Here is a 19597-nt window from a genome sequence, read left to right as displayed (position 1 = left end):
AAGCCCGCCCAGCAATGATTGCTTCAGGCCGGGACCGACGCCGGTTTGGCTGCCGCCTCGGTGAACTCCTTCAACCAGCGCAACACCTCCACCGCCTCCCAGCGACCAGGGTCGTACAATGCGTACAGCAAGCCCTGGTAACCCACTACATCCAGTTGCTTGTGATAGCCGGCACGCTGGAACAACGCCTCGATCTCGGCGAAACAGGTGTTGAAATGCAATTTATTGAAAGGTGTCTTGCCTTCGGTGACCAAGCCATCCAGGCGCAGTTCCAGGACCGCCTCGCGCACAACGTCCGCGGACATCCTGTTTACGCTGCTTTTCAGTTGTTCGACATTGACCAAGGGACGCACTCCAGATAGCTGTATGGGCATACAGTAACCGAAGACTGCAGCTTACGCCAATGACCGCGGGCGAATGGAAGGTGCGAACGGTTCAAGCAGGAACGCGGCCACCCGGTCGGGATCGTCGAAAGGCCAGTCCAGCTCCGCGCCGGTATCGGTTCGCCGCAGGACCGGGATCCGCAGTCCATAGGCCTCGGTCAGCATCTCGCTCTCGGCGATGTCCACCAGTTCCACCAGCAATCCATGCTCGACGAAAGGCATCAACACACCCTCGGCAACTTCGCACAAGTGACAACCCAGGGTGCCGAGCAGCTGGCATTCAGAAGACATGGCAGGTAGACCCAAAAAAGATAGACGGTCATTCTAGGCCCGCACCGGGAAACCGTCGAGCCGCTGCCTCGCTTCAGGGTGTTTCGGCAAAACGCTGATGCAAATCACTGAAGATTGAGGCTTTTGCGGCGAGGCTGGGTGCCTTTCCCCCGCTACGCTGTCAGTTGTCGTCTTGAAACGGAGTGCCCCTTGTTTGCCAATCTGCTGATCATTCTTGCCTCATCCCTGGTGGTCATCGCCTTGTTCCGACGCCTGCGACTGCCGCCCGTGCTGGGCTATCTCTGCGTCGGGCTGGCCGTGGGGCCGACCGCGCTGGACTGGGTGAACGACAGCGAAGAACTGCCCGACCTGGCCGAACTCGGGGTGGTGTTCCTGCTGTTCTCGTTGGGGCTGGAGTTTTCCCTGTCGAAAATGCTCGAGCTGCGTCGGGTGGTGTTCGGCCTCGGCAGCCTGCAAGTACTCGCCACGGGGACGGTCCTCGCCGGGCTGCTGGCCTTCTCTGGCGCGCCCCTGGCCGCGGCGCTGTTGCTGGGGGCAGGGCTGGCCTTGTCGTCCACCGCCATCGTCAGCAAGGAACTGACCAGCCTGGGGGAAATCTTCAGCAGCCATGGCCAGAACGCCATCGGGGTGTTGTTGTTCCAGGACGTCATCGCCGTGCTGCTGTTGACCCTGGTGCCGGTATTCGCCGGCAGCAGCGAGCACCCGTGGTATTGGGCGCTGCCACTGACCCTCGGCAAGACCCTGGTGCTGTTCGCTGGTTTGTTGCTGGCCAGCCGCCTGCTGCTGCCCCGATTGTTCCATGAGGTGGCTGCCTCGCGGTCCGCAGAACTGTTCGTGCTGCTGGCCCTGGTGATCGTGCTGTTGACGGCATGGCTGACCCACCTGCTCGGCCTGTCCCCCGCCCTGGGGGCATTCCTGGCGGGCATGTTGCTGGGTGAAAGCCACTACCGGCATCAGATCGAGGCCGACATCCGCCCCTTCCGCGACATCCTGCTGGGGCTGTTCTTTGTCAGCATTGGCATGCTGATCGACCTGCAATTGTTCGTCGACGACGGGCTGTTGATCCTCGGCCTGACGCTCGGCCTGATGCTCATCAAGGGCTGCGTGGTCGCTGCCCTGGTGAAGTCGCGCGGCAGCGACGGTGAAACCGCCTGGCGCAGTGGCCTGGCCCTGGCCCAGGGTGGCGAATTCTGTTTTGCCCTGATGGCGCTCATGCAGCAGAACCGCCTGATGCCTGCCGACATCAGTGGCCTGCTGCTGGCCGCGACATTCTGCTCGATGCTGCTGACCCCGCTGTTGCTGCGTGCCGCCCCCCACATCGCCGCCCGTCTGCACCGCAAACCCAACCAAGAGGCACAACTGGAGCAGATCAGCGCGCTCAACGCCGGGCTGTCAGGGCATGTGGTCATTTGTGGTTACGGCCGCGTCGGCCAGTCCATCGGCCGGTTCCTGCGGCGCGAAGGCCTGGCGTTCGTGGCCCTGGATGACGACCCGGTGATCATCCAGGAAGCCAGCGTCGACGAACGCTGCGTGCATTACGGCGATTCGCGCCGAGGCGACCTGCTGGGAGCGGTCGGTTTGAATCGTGCGAGGTTGCTGGTGATTGCCGTGGACAAGACCGACATCGCCATCACCGTGCTCAAGGAGGCACGGCGGGTCAACCCGCAGGTGCCGATCCTGGTGCGCACCCGCGACGACAGCCAGCTGGCCGAGCTGCAAGCGGCCGGGGCCAGCGAAGTGGTCCCGGAGTTGCTCGAGTCGAGCCTGATGCTGGCCTCCCATGCCCTGATCATGCTCGGCCTGCCCGAGCAGCAGGTCCGCCATCACGTGGACCAGGTTCGGCACGACCGCTATCGCCTGCTGCACGGCTTCTACCCGGGCGACCAGGACAAGGCGCCCTAGGCTCTGTTTGAAAAGTCTTGAGACGAAGGTCAGGCAAGGCGAAAACCGGCGAGGAACGGCCGGGGTCGCGCTCGACTTTACTGGAGTAAATGAGCATTCCGAGCCGGTTTTCAACGCAGCATGAACGAGTATCAAGGCTTTTCAGACAGAGCCTAGTGCATCGGTCAGTCCTGGCTGATGGCGCCGATCTTGTGAATCGACAAATCGGCGCCGTAATACTCTTCTTCCTGGCTCAGGCGCAGCCCCAGCAGCCCCTTGATGACGCCATACACCGCAAAGCCGCCGGCCAGGGCAATGCCGACGCCCAGCGCCGTGCCGATCAGTTGGCTGGCCAGGCTCACGCCGCCCAGGCCGCCGAACGCGCCTTGGCCAAAAATGCCGCAAGCAATGCCGCCCCAGACACCGCACAGCCCATGCAGTGGCCAGACCCCGAGCACATCATCGATCTTCCATTTGCCTTGGGCGGCGGTGAAGCACCAGACAAACAACGCACCGGCGATGGCGCCGGTGGCCAGCGCACCTACCGGGTGCATCAGGTCGGAACCGGCGCAGACCGCCACCAGGCCGGCGAGCGGGCCGTTATGCAGGAAGCCGGGGTCATTGCGCCCCACGAGCAATGCCGCCACGGTACCGCCGACCATCGCCATCAACGAGTTGACCGCCACCAACCCGCTCACCCCCGGCAGGGTCTGAGCACTCATCACGTTGAAGCCGAACCAGCCGACAATCAGGATCCACGACCCCAGGGCCAGGAACGGAATGCTCGACGGCGCGAACGCCACCAGTCGACCGTCCCGGTAGCGGCCATTGCGCGGCCCGAGCAGGAGTACCGCGGCCAGTGCCAGCCAGCCGCCCATGGCATGCACCACCACGGAGCCGGCAAAGTCGTGGAAACCAGCACCGAAGCGGGCTTGCAGCCAGGCCTGCACACCAAAGTTGCCGTTCCAGACCAGGCCTTCGAAGAACGGGTAGACGAACGCCACGATCAGCACCGTGGCGCACAACTGCGGAGCGAACCGGGCACGTTCGGCAATACCGCCGGAAATGATCGCCGGGATGGCGGCGGCGAACGTCAGCAGGAAAAAGAACTTCACCAGGCTGTAGCCATGGTCGGTGCTGAGCACCGCCGCCGGTTGCATGAAGGTCACGCCATAGGAAATCCAATAGCCGATGAAGAAATAGGCCAGGGTCGAAACAGCGAAGTCGCTGAGAATCTTCGACAGCGCATTGACCTGGTTCTTTTGCCGGACCGTTCCCACTTCCAGGAACGCAAAACCGGCATGCATGGCCAGGACCATGACCGCACCCAGCAGGATGAACAGTGTGTTGGAGCTGTGGACCAGACTGTCCACGGCACTTTGCATATTTTCCATGGTGATGGCAGACCTGAAAAAGTGGAGAAAAGCACCAAACCGGTTCGCTCGCGCCGACAACGCACCAAGTTGAAACGCGTCGCCGGCTTTGGCCAGCCGGGCGAACCGCTTTGGTGCATCGAAACGGCTGAAACGCAGTCCCGCTTCAAGGCGCTTCGCGGGTTTTGATTATTTGGGTTAAGGTTTTCGGGCTCGCGCCCAGCTTCAGCGCACCAGCGCGGGCTGACGCACCAGTACATGGCAAAAGCCAGAGCAAAAGTTGTACCAGTCACTTTCACTGAACCTTCCGGCAAGGCTCATACTCGAACGCTTCAGACGTCACTTACGGAGATTCACCCCATGGCCAGAACCCAGGCACAGACTGCTCAAGAAATCCTGAAGGAAGATTTTCAGACGCTGGTCAACGACACGGAACGCTTGCTGGACCACACCGCAACGCTGGCGGGTGACCAGGCGGACGTGCTGCGCAGCCAGATCCAGGAAACGCTTTTGCGCGCCCGTGAAACGCTCAAGCTGACCGAAGATTCCATGCGCGAACGTGGCCAGGCGGCCGTGGACGCCACCGAGGAATATGTCCAGGCCAACCCTTGGCAATCCGTCGGCATCGCGGCGGGCGTGGGCTTTCTGATCGGCCTGCTGGCGACCAGACGCTGATGATCGGCCTCGACGAATCCGGCTCGCCCGAAGCGGGCACCGCCCCCACGGCACGTCGCCTGAGCGCAGCCTTCCTGGGTTTGCTGCACAGCCATGTCGAATTGTTCGGCATCGAATTGCAGGAGCAGAAAGCGCGCACCGTCAGCCTGCTGTTGTTCGCGGGCCTTGCCCTGGTGTTCGCCTTGCTCCTGCTGGTAGGGCTCTCGGCCCTGGTGCTGATCCTGGTGTGGGATACCTATCGCCTGGCGGGCATCATCGGCCTGTGCCTGTTCTACCTGTTGGCGGCGCTGTTCTGTGGCCTTCGGTTGCGAGCAGCGATCTATGACGAATCGTCGCCCTTCCATGCCACCCTTGAAGAATTGGCCAACGATCGGGAGCGCCTGCTGCCATGAGCCTGCCTGATATCCCTCAAGCCCAGACCCGCCAGGAAATGCGCAAGGCGCTGGTGCGCCTGCGCATGGAGATGCATCGCCAGGAGATCCGCCAGGAAACACGCCAGTTGCTGCTCCCCCTGCGACGGGTACGCGGCCTGTCGCAGAGCTGGCACGAAGGCTTCGGCATCAAGCACGCGCCATTGTGGGGCGTGGCGGCGGTGTCGCTGCTCGGCTTTTTCACCGGCAGGCGCACCCGCGCCGGGCGTACCGGCGGCCTCACCGGTTTGGTCCGGCTGGCCACGACGCTGCTGCCGTTGATCAAATTGGCCAAGAGCGCGCGCAAACCCTGAGGCAACGGTGACAAGGGCAGGTAAATCGACTTGCCCTTGCACCATGCCTCACGAACCGGGAAGCTAGGGCATCGACCCTATCAAACGGAGCAACCGGCCTTGGATTGGCACACCCTGCTGACACGCGAACGCCTCGGAAAACCCCTTCACAGCCCGCAAGAGCTGGGCCGCAGCCCCTTCCACAAGGACCACGACCGGATCATCTTTTCCGGCGCCTTCCGCCGCCTGGGGCGCAAGACCCAGGTGCATCCGGTGTCCAGCAACGACCACATCCACACGCGCCTGACCCACTCGCTGGAAGTCAGTTGCGTGGGGCGCTCCCTGGGCATGCGCGTGGGCGAAACCATCCGCAGCGCCCTGCCCGACTGGTGTGAGCCGAGCGACCTGGGCATGGTCGTGCAATCGGCCTGCCTGGCCCACGACATCGGTAACCCACCGTTCGGTCACTCGGGCGAGGATGCCATCCGCTATTGGTTCCAGCAGGCCGCCGGGCGAGGTTGGCTGGATGCCATGAGCGAAGCCGAGCGCGGCGATTTCCTGAATTTCGAAGGCAATGCCCAGGGCTTTCGCGTGCTTACCCAGCTTGAATACCATCAGTTCGACGGTGGTACGCGGTTGACCTACGCCACCCTAGGCACCTATCTGAAGTACCCCTGGACCGCTCGCCACGCCGACTCCCTGGGCTACAAGAAGCACAAGTTCGGCTGCTACCAGAGCGAACTGCCGCTGCTGGAGCAGATCGCCAACAAACTCGGCCTGCCGCAGATCGAGGACCAGCGCTGGGCCCGGCATCCGCTGGTGTACCTGATGGAGGCCGCCGATGACATCTGCTACGCGTTGATCGACCTGGAAGACGGCGTGGAAATGGATCTGCTGGAATACCCACAGGTGGAATCGCTGCTCCTGGACCTGGTGGGGGACGACCTTCCGGACACCTACCGCCAGTTGGGCCCGCAGGATTCCCGGCGGCGCAAACTGGCGATCCTGCGGGGCAAGGCCATCGAGCACCTGACCAACGCCGCCGCCCGGGCATTCGTCGAACAGCAGGAGGCGTTGCTGGCCGGCACGCTGCCGGGGGACCTGGTGGAGCACATGCACGGCCCGGCCAAGCGCTGCGTGCTGAATGCCAAGGACATGGCCCGCAAGAAAATTTTCCAGGACAAGCGCAAGACCCTGCATGAGATCGGCGCGTATACCACGTTGGAGATCCTGCTCAACGGGTTCTGCGGCGCCGCACTCGAACAGCATGGCGGCCGCACGCCTTCCTTCAAGAACCGCCGCATCCTCGACCTGCTGGGCAACAACGCCCCCGACCCGAATGGCCCACTGCACGCGGCATTCCTGCGCATGATCGACTTCATCGCCGGGATGACGGACAGCTACGCCAGCGACATGGCCCAGGAGATGACAGGCCGCACGCGTCAATAAAAGGTGTGGGAACGACGGTTTGATGGGCCTGGCCCAACCCTGTGGGAGCGGGCTTGCTCGCGAAAGCGGTGGGTCAAATTGCGACGGTATCGAATGACCTGCGCCTTCGCGAGCAAGCCCGCTTTCACAAGGGATTCATGCAAGTTTCACAGGCGAAAACACGGAAAACCTGTCAGCAACATTCAATAAGCCCTGCACGCCACTTGTTTGCATAAACATCCCGCGAAAAGAAACACCTCTTCACAAAAAAGCCTTTATTTCTCCGCCCTGTTTGACCCACCTACTAAAAAACCGATTACATCGTAATATCTTGCCTCTTTTTTTGTAGGAAACTTCTGAAATTGAAGTTGGGTGCCCGTCTCTTCGTACGACCCTGGCTGTAACTGGGCTAAGGTGCGCGCTTTATTAAGCTCGCAGGGTATTTTATTCATGAACTCCGTTTTCATTGTCGACGATCATCCGGTCATCCGCCTCGCCGTTCGCATGCTCCTGGAGCATGAGGGCTATAAGGTCGTGGGGGAAACTGACAACGGCGTCGATGCGATGCAAATGGTGCGCGAATGCATGCCAGACCTGGTGATCCTGGACATCAGCATTCCAAAACTTGACGGGCTGGAAATCCTCTCGCGCTTCAACGCCATGACCACGCCCCTCAAGACATTGGTGCTCACGGCCCAGTCGCCGACCCTGTTCGGCATCCGCTGCATGCAATCGGGCGCTTCCGGCTATGTGTGCAAGCAGGAAGACCTCAGCGAACTGGTCAGTGCCATCAAGGCCGTACTGTCTGGCTACAACTACTTTCCGAGCCAGGCCTTGAACCCGATACGCCCGGATGATCCGCGCAGTATAGAGCTGGATCTTTTCAAGAGCGTCAACGACAGGGAGTTGATGGTCCTGCAACTTTTTGCCCAGGGCCGCACTAACAAGGAAATCGCCAAGGGCATGTTTCTGAGCAATAAAACCGTCAGTACCTACAAAAAAAGACTGATGCAGAAACTCAAGGTCAAGTCCCTCGTAGAACTGATCGAAATGGCGAAACGCAACGCACTTGTGTGAGAAGAACAGGATGCTCAGACGCATAAAGGAATGCCTGCTGCTAGTGAGTGCAGGGTTATATGCAAGTGTCCTCGCGGCGGCGCCAGCCATGCCCGAGCACCTGACGCTGCTGGGCCGCTCGACGGCGGCTGCGTCGATCCAGCTCGACGACGCCCAGAAGGCCTGGCTGCAGGGTCGGCGTGAATGGGTCCTGGGCACGTCCGCGCCCGACTATCCCCCCTTCGACCTTTCCACCAGCGGCCACGACTACGAAGGCATGACCGCCGACTATGCCGGCCTCCTCGCCCAGGCAACCGGCCTGCCCATGAAGGTCCTGCGTTTCGAATCCCGCGACGCCGCCGTGGCAGCGCTCAAGGCCGGGCAGATCGACCTGCTGGGCACCGCCAATGGCTTTGAAGCCCGCCAGCCCGACATCCTGCTGTCGACGCCCTATGCCGTGGACCAGCCGGTGCTCGTCACTCGCGCCAATGAAAGCCGTTCCCTGGCCGAAGGCCTCGAAGGCCTGCGCCTGAGCATGGTCTACCACTACCTGCCCCTGGAGGAAATCGAGCACCTGTACCCCAAGGCCCACCTGACCACCTACCCCTCCTACCAGAACGCAATCAACGCCGTTGCCTTTGGCCAGGCCGACGTCTTCCTCGGCGACACCCTGTCCACCCATTACATGATCAGCAAGGGCTACCTGAGCAACATCCGCATGGCCAGCTTCGGCAAGCATGAGGCCTTTGGCTTCGGGTTCGCGGTGCGCCGCAGCGACACCCGCCTGTTGGAGATCATCAATGCCACGCTGAACCAGATTCCCCTCGCCGAACACACCAGCATCGCCAAGCGCTGGAGTGCCGGCAGCGACATGTACCTCGCCGATCACCGGATCCAACTGACCGACCGCGAACAACGCTGGCTGGCGGCGCATCCGGTGGTGCGGGTGGTGGTGAATGAACATTCCGCGCCCTTCACCTTCTTCGATTCGGACGGCGCCTTGCGTGGGATCAGCGCCGACCTGCTGGAGTTGATCCGCCTGCGCACCGGCCTGCGCCTGGATATCCAGCGTCGCCAGAGCGACAGCGAGATGATCGCCGCGATCCAGGAAGACCAGGCCGACCTGATCGCCGCATTCCTGCCCAGTAGCGAACGGCAGCAGAAATTGAAGTTCAGCCGACCTTACCTCGACAGTTCGTTCGTCCTTCTGACCCGTAAACAGTCCGGCACCCCGGCGACGCTCGACCAGTTCGGCAGTCGGAGCCTGGCCATCGCCAAGGGCAACCCACTGATCGAATGGCTGCGCCAGCACTTTGCGGACATCAGGATCGTCGAGGCAGACGGCACCCTGGGGGCCATGGAGATGCTCGCCCAGGGCCAGGTCGACGGCGGGGTCAGCTCGTTGGTCATGGCTAACTACTTCATCTCGTCCCACTCCTGGCGCGACACATTGCAGATCAACAGCACCGTCGGCACCCAGCCGGCCCTGTTCGCCCTCGCCAGCGCCAAAAATGCCACCGAACTCAATTCCATCCTCGACAAGGCCCTGACCAGCATCGACCCCGATCAACTGGGGGTGATCAACAACCGTTGGCGCGGCTACGTCTCGGCGTCGCAACATACCTGGCGCACCTATAACCGCCTGTTCTTCCAGATCGTCGCAGGCGTCGGCCTGCTGTTGCTGCTGTCGCTGGCCTGGAACGCCTACATGCAGCGCCAGATCCGGCAACGCCAACGGGCCGAGCTCGCCCTCAACGACCAGTTGGAATTCATGCACGCACTGCTCAACGGCACGCCGCACCCGATCTACGTGAGGGACCGCAACGGCTGCCTGCAAAGCTGCAACGACAGTTACCTGCAAACGTTCGACGCCAGGCGCGAAGACGTCATTGGCAAGAACGTGATGCCGGGGGCCATGAGCAATGCCTTCGAGGCGCAGGAGTACCAGGCCGACTATCAACGGGTGATGGCCGAAGGCACCCCGCTGATCGTCGATCGCCCCCTGCACATCGGGGACAGGGAACTGACCATCTATCACTGGATCCTCCCCTACCGGAACTCGGCCGCGCAGGTGCAGGGCATCATCGGCGGGTGGATCGACATCAGTGAGCGACGCCAGCTTTTCGAAGAGCTGCGGGCGTCCAAGAAGCAGGCCGAAGACGCGAACCGCGCCAAGAGCACCTTCCTGGCGACCATGAGCCATGAGATCCGCACGCCCATGAACGCGGTGATCGGCATGCTTGAACTGGCCCTGAAACAGACCGACAAGGGTCATGTGGACCGTTCGACCATCGCCGTGGCCTACGAATCGGCCGCCGGCATGCTGGAGCTGATCGGCGACATCCTGGACATCGCCCGGATCGAATCGGGCCACCTGAGCCTGGCACCCGAGCGCGTCAACCTGCGGGCCATGCTGCAATCGGTGATCCGGGTATTCGAAGGCGTGGCGAGGCAGAAAAACCTGGCGTTGTCGCTGCAGTTCGACGCCGCCGAAGGCAACCCGGACGTGTCGATCGACCCGTTGCGCTTCAAACAAGTGCTCTCGAACCTGATCAGCAACGCCCTCAAGTTCACTGAACAGGGCCGGGTGCTGGTCAAGGTCCGGTTGTCACCCACCGACCAGGACGACGTCCTGCACTTGCACCTTGAGGTCAACGACAGCGGCATCGGCATCGGCCCGGCAGACCTCAAGCGCCTCTTCGAACCCTTTGCCCAGGTCGATAACAATGGCCGGATGGCGCGCAAGGGCGCCGGACTGGGGCTGGTGATCAGTCGCAACCTGTGCCAGATGATGGGGGGCAACCTGCACATGAACAGCCAGCCCGGCCTTGGCACCCAGGTCCAGGTCCGGCTGCGGCTGAACGTCTTGCCAGCGGCGCCGGCCGGCGTGGCCGCCGAGCCGGTCATCGAAACGGCGGCAGGCGTGCTGAACGTCCTGGTGGTGGACGATCACCCGGCCAACCGCCTGCTGATGTCACAGCAACTGGAGTACCTCGGCTACCCCTATCAGGTTGCCCATGATGGCGCCCATGGGTTCGAGGTCTGGCAGCAAGGGCATTTCGACCTGGTCATCGCCGACTGCAACATGCCCATCATGAGCGGCTATGAACTGGCGCGTTCGATTCGCCGCGAGGAGTCCGAGCAGCAACGCCCTCCCTGCACCATCCTGGGGTTCACCGCCAATGCGCAGCCGGAAGAAAAACAACGGTGCCAGGACGCTGGAATGGACGACTGCCTGTTCAAGCCCATCAGCCTGAGCGCCCTGAGCCAGTGGATCAAGGCCGTCAAACCCAGCCGGCAGGCCCGGGTTTTCAGCCTGCAAGGCCTGCAAGCACTGACCGGCGGCGATCCCTCGTCCACCCACCGCCTGCTGAGCGAGATGCTCAACAGCAATCGCCTGGATCGCCAGGAGCTGCTCGACGTGGCCCGGAGCGGCGAGCGCCAGGCCTTGAGCGAGACGGCGCACAAGATCAAGGGGGTCGCCCGGATCATGCAGGCGACGTCGTTGATCCAGCGTTGCGAGGCACTGGAACAGGCCTGTCAGCCCGCCTCGGCACCGCAGCGGATCAGCGAATGCGTCGAAGCCCTCGACCAGGCCATGATCGACGTCGGGGTTGCCCTCCAAACAGCACTCGCCAAGGCACGATAACCCAGCGTTTACTATGCTGTTGCCTGAGCAGTGCGTACCAGGGGTGTTCTCGATCAGCGTCCCCTCCACGCGGAAACACCCTTTGAGAACGCCCCTTACACTTGGAGTGACTGCAATGCCCAGCGCACCGCGTACGGAAAAACGCCGGTTCCCCCTGCACGTCCATATCAGCGTGATGTTCACCCTGCTTCTGCTGCTGACCGGCGTGGTACTGGGCATTTTCAACTATCGGCAGACCACGCAAATCATCCTCTCCAGCAGTGAAAAACTGTTCAACCGGATCGAGCAGGACGTGCGCCTGGATTTGTACGACACCTACGAACCGATCCGCCACCTGCTGGGTCTGCTGGCCGATTACCCGGCCACGCGCTCACCCCGGATGGAGCAACGCCTGGCCTTGCTCGGGCCCTTCAGCCAGGCGCTGCGGGACAACCCGAACCTGGCCTCGTTGTACCTGGGTGATGCCCTGGGTGATTTCCTGATGGTCCGGCCGTTGCGCAGCGCGGCCCTGAAAACCGCCGTGGGCGCCCCGGCCGACGCGGCCTACCAGGTCTGGACCGTGGAGCGAGCGACGTCCGACGGCTCGGTTCGCGCCCAGTCGCTGTTCTACGACGAACACCTGACGCTCATCGATCACCGGGACATCGCTGAAGAGACGTTCGATCCGCGCAATCGAAGCTGGTTTCGCAGCGCCGCAGGCTCCGCCGAGCAGATCACCACCGAGCCCTATCTGTTCTTCTCCACCCACACCATCGGCACCACCCTGGCCCGGCGCAGCGGCGAGCAAGCGGTGATCGGCGCCGACCTGACACTCGCGGCGCTGTCACAGACCCTGGCCAAGCACAAGGTCACCACCGACACCGAGATCGTCCTGCTCGACCCCAAGGGTAACGCGGTGGCCTATCCCGACAGCAGCCGACTGGTGGCGGACGCTCAATCCGCGCGCCTGGTCAAGGCCCGCGACCTCAACCCGGCCATCGCCGCCACCCTCGACGACAGCACGGGCACGTCGCGCCTGGAGGCCGCCGGACGGCGCTGGATCGTATCGCACAGCCACATGCAGGAAGGCGGACCGCAAGGCCTGGAACTGGCGCTGCTGGTGCCCGAGGACGAACTGCTCGACGAGGCCTATCGCATGCGTTGGCAAGGCGCGCTGATCACCCTGGCCACCCTGCTGTTGTGCCTGCCGCTGGGCTGGCTGACGTCGAGGATCCTGGTCAAGCCGCTGCGCGCGTTGGTGCAAGAGGCCGATGCCATTCGCAGCTTCGACTTCAATTACCCGGTCTCGCGGCGCTCACCAGTGCTGGAAGTCGACCAGTTGAGCGTGTCGATGGCGCGCATGAAGGAGACCCTGGCCAGCTTCTTCAAGATCACCGCCAGCCTGCGCGCCGAGACCCGCTTCGCGCCGCTGCTGGAGCGGGTGTTGTTCGAGACCGTGGCCATCGGCCAGGCCCAGGCCGGGCTGATCTACCTGCGCGAAAACGATGACAATCGGGTCAAGCCGTATGGGCTGGTGATCGAAGGTGTCCCCCGGGACCTGGCAGCGTTCAAGCTCAACAGTTACGAGCTGCAGGCCGAGCGCAGCCCGCAATGGCTCCAGCAACTGGCTGTCTCGGACAATCTGGTGACCTCCCTGGGCTTCGAACAGGCGGCCGACCTGCAAGGTGTCCTGAGGGCGATGGACGCTCCCCGGGCCCACCTGATCGGCATCCGCTTGCGCAATCGCCACCAGGAAACCGTCGGCGTCCTGGTGTTGCTGATCAACGACAGCGGCACCGAAGCCGACCTGGAAAAGCTGCAACCGGACCGCATCGCGTTTCTCCAGGCGGTGTCCGGGGCCGCCACCGTCAGCATCGAAGGCCAGCGCCTGCAAGCCCGACAGAAGCAATTGCTGGATTCGTTCATCCAGTTGCTGGCCGGCGCGATCGACGCCAAGAGCCCCTACACCGGTGGCCATTGCCAGCGGGTGCCGGTGCTGACCCTGATGATCGCCGAGGCCGCGGCGGCGAGCCAGGCGTCGGCGTTCGAGGCGTACCAGCCAACGGAAGATGAATGGGAAGCGCTGCACATCGCCGCCTGGCTGCACGATTGCGGCAAGGTCACCACCCCCGAATACGTCGTCGACAAGGCCACCAAGCTGGAAACCCTGAACGACCGGATCCACGAGATTCGCACGCGCTTCGAAGTGCTCAAGCGAGACGCCTGGGTCGACTACTGGCAAGCGATGGCGGCGGGCGGCGACCCGGCCTCACTGGCGCAGCAACGCGATGCGACATTGGCCAGCCTCGATGACGACTTTGCCTTCGTCGCCCGCTGCAACCTGGGCTCCGAAGCCATGGTCGACGCCGACCTGCAGCGCCTGCAAAACATCGCCCAACGCCCATGGCAGCGCACGCTCGATGACCGCCTGGGGGTGTCCTGGGAAGAAAACCGCCGCCAGGCGCGCACGCCCCCGCCGACGTTGCCCGTCACCGAAGCGTTGTTGGCGGACAAGCCAGAGCACCTGTTCGAGCGTCACGAAGCCGAGCTGATCCCGGCGGACAACCCGTGGGGCTTCAAGCTCGACGTGCCGCGCTGGAAGTACAACCGCGGTGAACTCTACAACCTGAGCATCACCCGCGGCACGCTGACCCGTGAGGAGCGCTACGTCATCAACCATCACATGGTGCAGACGATCCTGATGCTCAGCCAACTGCCCTTCCCCAGCCACCTGGACAACGTGGCGGAAATCGCCGGCGGCCATCATGAAAAGATGGACGGCAGCGGTTACCCCAAGGGACTCAAGCGCGAGGAAATGAGCCTGCCGGCCCGCATGATGGCAATCGCCGATATTTTCGAAGCGCTGACGGCAGCCGACCGGCCCTACAAGAAGGCCAAGAAACTGAGCGAAGCCCTGGGCATCATGGCCACCATGTGCCGCGACGCCCATATCGATCCGCAGTTGTTCGGCTTGTTCATCGAAGAACAGATCTACGCCCGCTACGCCGAGCAGTTTCTCGACCCGCAGCAGATCGATGAGATCGACCGGGACGCCCTGCTGGCCCGAGCGGGATTACGACCATGCTGAATCGCACCGCACCCCGTGTTGGAGCAAACCTGCCGGCCCATCGCAAGGTCATGCACCCGACAGGGCCCGCGCGATGGCGGGCCAGCCTTGATCCAGCCGGTTGGCCTCGTTCAGCACTCGGTCAGGCGCAGGAAAATCGCCGCCAACGCTTCGATGCCGGCCTGATCGTGCTCGGTAAAACGCGCCAGTTTCGGGCTGTCCAGGTCGAGCACGCCAATCAGGCGCCCGTCCTTGACCAGAGGCACCACCAGCTCGCTGTTCGACGCGCTGTCGCAGGCGATGTGCCCGGGAAACTGGTGGACATCTTCAACCCGCTGGGTCTGTCGGGTCGCCGCCGCCGCACCGCACACGCCCCGGCCGAAGGGAATCCGCACGCAGGCGATCTGGCCCTGGAACGGCCCCAGGACCAGCTCGTCGTTGCGATTGAGGTAGAAACCGGCCCAATTCAGGTCCTCCAGCTGGCTGAACAGGAACGCCGAGAACTGTGCCGCGTTGGCGATGAAATCACGCTCATCGGCCAACAGGGATTGCAGCTGTGCCGATAACAGACCATAGCCGTCGAGGCCCTGGCCGGTGCTCTTCAAATCGATCATGCCTTGTGCTCCAAGAGTTTGAGCCCTACCCAATAACGGGCGAACTGGTAGGCGCAACGTCCGTTGCGGTTGCCGCGGCCGGTGGCCCAGCGCACCGCCTGCACGTCCAGCGCCTCGTCGCGCTGCCAGGTCAACCCGGCCTTGGCCGCCAGCTCACCGATCCAGTGCTCCACCACGTCGAGAAAGTGCTCCTGGGTAAATGGATAGAACGACAGCCACAGGCCGAAGCGGTCGGACAACGCGATCTTGTCCTCGACGGCTTCGCTGGGGTGCAGCTCGCCATCGACTCGCTTCCAGTTCTCGTTGTCGCTCTCCTTTTCCGGCACCAGGTGACGGCGGTTGGAGGTGGCGTACAACAGCACGTTATCCGGTGCCTGTTCGAGGGAGCCGTCCAGGACGCTTTTGAGCACGCGGTAATCGCCTTCGCCGGACTCGAACGACAGGTCATCGCAGAACAGCACGAAACGCTGCGGCAGTTTCGCCACCTGCTCGACCACCCGAGGCAGGTCGGCCAGGTGGTCACGCTCGATCTCGATCAACCGCAAGCCGTGCTGGGCATGTTCGGCCAACAGCGCACGCACCAGGGACGATTTGCCGGTGCCCCGCGAGCCCCAGAGCAGCGCGTGGTTGGCGGGCATGCCGTCGATGAACTGGCGGGTGTTGCGCCCCAGTTGCTCGACCTGGCGATCCACGCCGATCAAGTCCGACAGGCGCATGTCGAGGCTGACCTGAAGCGGCAGCAGGAAACCGCTGCGCCCATCCCGTTGCCAGCGGGCGGCCAGGGTCTGGGTCCAATCGATGGCAGGGCGCGGCGCAGGCAACAAGGGCTCGATCCGGGCCAGCACCGCATCGGCGCGTTCAAGAAAAGCATTCAATCGAGAGTCCACGTCTTTTCCTCGGACTGGTTCACGGTAATGATGGCGCTGCAGCGACGAAACGCCTTACCCAATGGCGGGTCTACCCCAAATAACATAAACCGGCCACGCCGGAATTCAGCGATGATCAGCTATGCTTGAGCGGCGAAGGGAAACGTAAGTGGTTCATCACTCAATGGACATCAGATTCACCCAGCGGCTGTCCTACAAACAGGCCCGCCTGACCGTCCTGGTGGGCTTCGTGCTGGGCACCTTGTTGAGCCTGATGCAGATCGGCATCGATTATGCCAGCGAAGACGCCTCGATCAACCGTGAAATCCTGTCGCTTTTGGAAATCAGCCACAACCCGGCCTCGCGCATCGCCTACAACATCGACGCGGAACTGGCCCAGGAGCTGTCCCAGGGCCTGTTGCGTTCACCGGCCATCATCGGCGCCGAACTGGTGGACAACAACAGGACGGTGCTGGCCAGCGTCAAGCGACCCGAACTGCAAAGCAGCTATCGATTCATCAGCGACTTCCTGTTTGGCGCCCAGCGCCAGTTCGAGGACCGTCTCTACCTGGACCATCTGCCTGGCGAGTCCCTCGGCGTGCTGCGCCTGGATGTCGACACCTACTCATTCGGCAGCCGCTTCCTGCGCCGGGCCGAAGTCACCCTGCTCAACGGGTTCGCCCGCAGCCTGATCCTGACCGGCCTGCTGCTGGCGCTGTTCTACGTGATGCTGACCAAGCCCCTGGTACGGGTCATCCGCGAGCTGAGCAGTCGCGACCCGGGCAGCAGCGAACAGAGCCGCCTGGAATGCCCCGCCGGCCACCAATACGACGAAATCGGCGTGCTGGTGTCAGTGGCCAACCAACAGTTCGAGAACATCTCCACCGAAATCCAGCAGCGGCGCACCGCCGAAAACCGCCTCACCGAATACCTGGCGCAACTGGAAAACATCGTCTCGGCGCGCACTGCCGAACTCAAGGCCATCAACGCCCGCCTCAGCCAGTCCAACGAAGAGCTGGAAGTGGCCCGGCGTACCGCGCTGGACATGGCCGAGGCCCGCTCTGCCTTCCTCGCCAACATGAGCCACGAGATTCGCACGCCGCTCAACGGCCTGCTGGGGATGATCGCCCTGTCCCTCGACGGCCCGCTAACGGCCGAACAACAGCAGCAGCTGTCGATTGCCCACGACTCGGGCAAGGTCCTGGTGGAACTGCTCAACGACATCCTCGACCTGTCGAAATTCGACGCCGGTCAGTTGGAACTCGAGCGCATCCCGTTCGACCTTGGCTCGCTGGTCGAAGACACCGCCAACCTGCTGTCGCAGAATGCCGCCCCCAGCGTCGAGCTGGCCTGCCTGATCGACCCGCAGTTTCCAGCCCAGGTCCTGGGCGACCCGACGCGGGTACGCCAGATCGTCAGCAACCTGCTGTCCAACGCGTTGAAATTCACCCGCTTCGGCCGGGTCGATGTGCGCTTGAGTCAGCACGAAGGGGGGGTGCGGATCGAGGTCTGCGACACCGGCATCGGGATTCCCCAGGAAGCACAGGCCAGGATCCTGCAACCGTTCACCCAGGCCGGCGCCGGGATCACCCGCCAGTTCGGTGGCACCGGGCTGGGCCTGGCACTGACCTACAACCTCTGCGAAGCCATGCAGGGCCGGTTGACGATCAGCTCCGAGGCCGGCTTCGGCAGCCAGTTCTGCGCCGACCTGCCCCTGCCCTGCCACACCCCGGCGCCGTCGGTCGAACCACTGCGCGGCAAGGTCGTTGCCATCACCGACAGCAACAGCGGGCTGGCCGAGTTGCTGGGCATGCTGTTGCCCGGCTGGGGCCTGGACTATCTACGGCGCTCCGTGGATGACGGACTGCTGGGGCTCGAACCCGACGTGCTGATCACCGACTGCCCGGAGTGCCTGTTCAACCTGCGGCCGACCTTCGACGCCCCGATCCTGCTGGTAACCGCCTACGGCAGCTTCATGCCCAGCGAACAGGCCGCGGCCCTCGCCCCGCTGTTGCAACAGGCCCGGCCGTTGGCGCGTCATGCGCTGTACCAGATTCTGCGCCGAGCCCTGCAAAGCGAGGAAACCACCATCAACGATGCCCGGATCGATACCCTGGCGCCCTCCAGGCGTGGCCGGGTGTTGCTGGTGGAGGACAATCCGGTCAACCAGTTGGTGGCCAAGGGCATGCTGGGGAAACTGGGCTGCGAAGTCACCATTGCCGCCCACGGTATCGAAGCCCTGGACCAGCTCGAACAGCATGTGTTCGACCTGGTGCTGATGGACTGCAACATGCCGGTGATGGATGGCTACGAGGCCAGCCGGCAGATCCGGCGCAGTGGTCGCTGGTCGCAGTTGCCGATTGTCGCGCTGACGGCCAATGCCATGCCCGAGGAGCGCGAGCGCTGCCGCGCGGCGGGCATGAACGACTACCTGTCCAAGCCGTTTCGCCGCGAAGAACTGGCGGCGATCCTGGACCAGTGGGTGCCCACTACGTCAGCGCTCTGATCTGCCCCAATAAATGATCGAGACCGTCGCGCAGTTCCCCGAGGCGGTCCAGGTCAATCCCGCTGTCGCATAACAGGCGGGCCTTGAGCGGCCCGACCTGCTCTCGCAAGGCCCGCCCCGACTGTGTCAGGCTCAGGTGCACCTCACGCTCGTCCCGAGGCGAACGCTGGCGCTGGACCAGCGCCAGTTGCTCCAGGCGCTTGAGCAGCGGCGTCAACGTGCCGGAGTCCAGCGACAAGCGCTCGCCCAGGGCCTTGACGGTGGGTTGTTCCGGCGCCGTTTCCTGCCATTCCCACAGCACCAGCATCACCAGGTATTGCGGGTACGTCAGGCCGAGCTGGTCGAGCATCGGCTTGTAGCCACGGATCACCGCCCGCGAGGCGGCGTACAGCTTGAAGCACAACTGGCTGTCGAGCTTCAGCGCATCGGCTGGCAACGGGTTCATTTGAGCAGTGCTTCGATCTCGCCAGTCAGGTCCTGGGGCTTGGTGGTCGGGGCGAACCGCTTGACCACCTGGCCGTCCTTGCCGATCAGGAACTTGGTGAAATTCCACTTGATGCCCTTGGACCCCAGCACCCCGGGGGCCCGTTGCTTGAGCTGGACAAACAACGGATGGGCGTTGGCCCCGTTGACCTCGATTTTCTTGAACAGCGGGAAACTCACACCAAAGTTCAGCTCGCAGAACTCGCTGATCGCCGCCTCGTTACCCGGTTCCTGCTTGCCGAACTGGTTGCAGGGAAAGCCCAGCACCACCAGGCCCTGGTCCTTGTAGGTCTGCCACAGGGCCTCGAGCCCTTTGTACTGTGGGGTGAATCCGCACTGGCTGGCGGTGTTGACGACCAGCACGGCCTTGCCGGCGAAGTCGGCCAGGGTCTTTTGCTCACCCTGGAGGGTGGTGCACGGGATGCTCAGCAGGTTGTCGCTCATGGCAAGGCTCCAAAGGAATGGGACTGGCGTGCAAGATAGCGAGCAATTCAATTGTGTGCAATTTAATTACCAGCAAACAGCACTGGAACATCTTGGGCTGTTGCCGACAACGGACATGTGGCGAGGGGATTTATCCCCGCTGGACTGCGAAGCAGTCCCCCTCGGTCCGTCTGACAAACCGCATGCTCAGGCCTTGGGG

At 63.1% G+C, this 19597-nt stretch carries 16 protein-coding genes; 9 read left to right on the top strand and 7 right to left on the bottom strand.

Annotation, left to right across the window (positions count from 1 at the left end; translation table 11 throughout):
* Nucleotides 1-23: 23 nt before the first annotated feature.
* Both V5F23_RS08305 and V5F23_RS08300 read right to left on the bottom strand, forming a co-directional pair.
* A complete protein-coding gene (locus V5F23_RS08305) occupies nt 24-344 on the bottom strand; it encodes a hypothetical protein (RefSeq protein WP_042731694.1) in 321 nt (106 codons plus the stop codon).
* Between the two features lie 51 nt (nt 345-395).
* Nucleotides 396-674, bottom strand: a complete 279-nt coding sequence (locus tag V5F23_RS08300; RefSeq protein WP_338497980.1) for a glutaredoxin family protein — start codon at nt 672-674, stop codon at nt 396-398.
* A 189-nt stretch (nt 675-863) separates the two neighbouring features.
* Here V5F23_RS08300 and V5F23_RS08295 point away from each other — a divergent pair, with 189 nt between their 5' ends.
* Nucleotides 864-2576 (top strand): monovalent cation:proton antiporter-2 (CPA2) family protein, encoded by a 1713-nt coding sequence (locus V5F23_RS08295; protein WP_338497977.1) that lies wholly within the window; start codon nt 864-866, stop codon nt 2574-2576.
* A 164-nt stretch (nt 2577-2740) separates the two neighbouring features.
* Here V5F23_RS08295 and V5F23_RS08290 read toward each other — a convergent pair whose 3' ends face one another.
* On the bottom strand, nt 2741-3949 hold the full coding sequence (locus V5F23_RS08290; protein WP_042731697.1) for an ammonium transporter: 1209 nt from the start codon (nt 3947-3949) through the stop codon (nt 2741-2743).
* Nucleotides 3950-4288: 339 nt separating this feature from the next.
* Between V5F23_RS08290 and V5F23_RS08285 the strand changes: the two genes are divergently transcribed.
* From V5F23_RS08285 to V5F23_RS08255, 7 genes are all read left to right on the top strand, one after another.
* Nucleotides 4289-4603 (top strand): DUF883 family protein, encoded by a 315-nt coding sequence (locus V5F23_RS08285; RefSeq protein ID WP_042731698.1) that lies wholly within the window; start codon nt 4289-4291, stop codon nt 4601-4603.
* A complete protein-coding gene (locus V5F23_RS08280; RefSeq protein ID WP_123578582.1) occupies nt 4603-4995 on the top strand; it encodes a phage holin family protein in 393 nt (130 codons plus the stop codon). Before V5F23_RS08285 ends, V5F23_RS08280 begins: the two co-directional genes overlap by 1 nt.
* On the top strand, nt 4992-5327 hold the full coding sequence (locus tag V5F23_RS08275) for a hypothetical protein (RefSeq protein ID WP_042731699.1): 336 nt from the start codon (nt 4992-4994) through the stop codon (nt 5325-5327). Before V5F23_RS08280 ends, V5F23_RS08275 begins: the two co-directional genes overlap by 4 nt.
* A gap of 99 nt (nt 5328-5426) precedes the next feature.
* A complete protein-coding gene (locus V5F23_RS08270; RefSeq protein WP_047737490.1) occupies nt 5427-6755 on the top strand; it encodes a deoxyguanosinetriphosphate triphosphohydrolase in 1329 nt (442 codons plus the stop codon).
* Nucleotides 6756-7184: 429 nt separating this feature from the next.
* On the top strand, nt 7185-7811 hold the full coding sequence (locus V5F23_RS08265) for a response regulator transcription factor (protein ID WP_042730435.1): 627 nt from the start codon (nt 7185-7187) through the stop codon (nt 7809-7811).
* Between the two features lie 10 nt (nt 7812-7821).
* Nucleotides 7822-11439 carry a transporter substrate-binding domain-containing protein gene (locus V5F23_RS08260; protein ID WP_338497973.1) on the top strand — a complete coding sequence of 1206 codons (3618 nt, stop codon included), beginning with the start codon at nt 7822-7824 and terminating at the stop codon, nt 11437-11439.
* Between the two features lie 115 nt (nt 11440-11554).
* Entirely contained in the window at nt 11555-14506 is a 2952-nt protein-coding gene (locus V5F23_RS08255; RefSeq protein WP_338497972.1) for an HD domain-containing phosphohydrolase, read from the top strand.
* Between the two features lie 110 nt (nt 14507-14616).
* Here V5F23_RS08255 and V5F23_RS08250 read toward each other — a convergent pair whose 3' ends face one another.
* Together V5F23_RS08250 and V5F23_RS08245 are read right to left on the bottom strand one after the other, a co-directional pair.
* Nucleotides 14617-15099: a GAF domain-containing protein gene (locus V5F23_RS08250; protein ID WP_042730438.1), complete on the bottom strand. Its 483-nt coding sequence runs from the start codon at nt 15097-15099 to the stop codon at nt 14617-14619.
* Entirely contained in the window at nt 15096-15986 is an 891-nt protein-coding gene (locus V5F23_RS08245; RefSeq protein WP_042730439.1) for an ATP-binding protein, read from the bottom strand. The genes V5F23_RS08250 and V5F23_RS08245 overlap by 4 nt, the downstream gene beginning before the upstream one ends.
* Before the next feature lie 163 nt (nt 15987-16149).
* Here V5F23_RS08245 and V5F23_RS08240 point away from each other — a divergent pair, with 163 nt between their 5' ends.
* Entirely contained in the window at nt 16150-18471 is a 2322-nt protein-coding gene (locus V5F23_RS08240) for a response regulator (protein WP_042730440.1), read from the top strand.
* Here V5F23_RS08240 and V5F23_RS08235 read toward each other — a convergent pair.
* Nucleotides 18455-18916, bottom strand: coding sequence for a MarR family transcriptional regulator (locus V5F23_RS08235; RefSeq protein WP_042730441.1), 462 nt, complete (start codon nt 18914-18916; stop codon nt 18455-18457). The two genes, V5F23_RS08240 and V5F23_RS08235, sit on opposite strands and share 17 nt — an antisense overlap.
* Nucleotides 18913-19398 (bottom strand): glutathione peroxidase, encoded by a 486-nt coding sequence (locus tag V5F23_RS08230; RefSeq protein ID WP_042730442.1) that lies wholly within the window; start codon nt 19396-19398, stop codon nt 18913-18915. Before V5F23_RS08230 ends, V5F23_RS08235 begins: the two co-directional genes overlap by 4 nt.
* Nucleotides 19399-19597 lie beyond the last annotated feature (199 nt).

The organism is Pseudomonas sp. WP18 (assembly GCF_036689585.1).
Lineage (GTDB): Bacteria > Pseudomonadota > Gammaproteobacteria > Pseudomonadales > Pseudomonadaceae > Aquipseudomonas > Aquipseudomonas chlororaphis_E.
The sequence above is the reverse complement of the archived record's forward strand: the minus strand, read 5'-3'. Positions and strand labels throughout refer to the sequence as shown.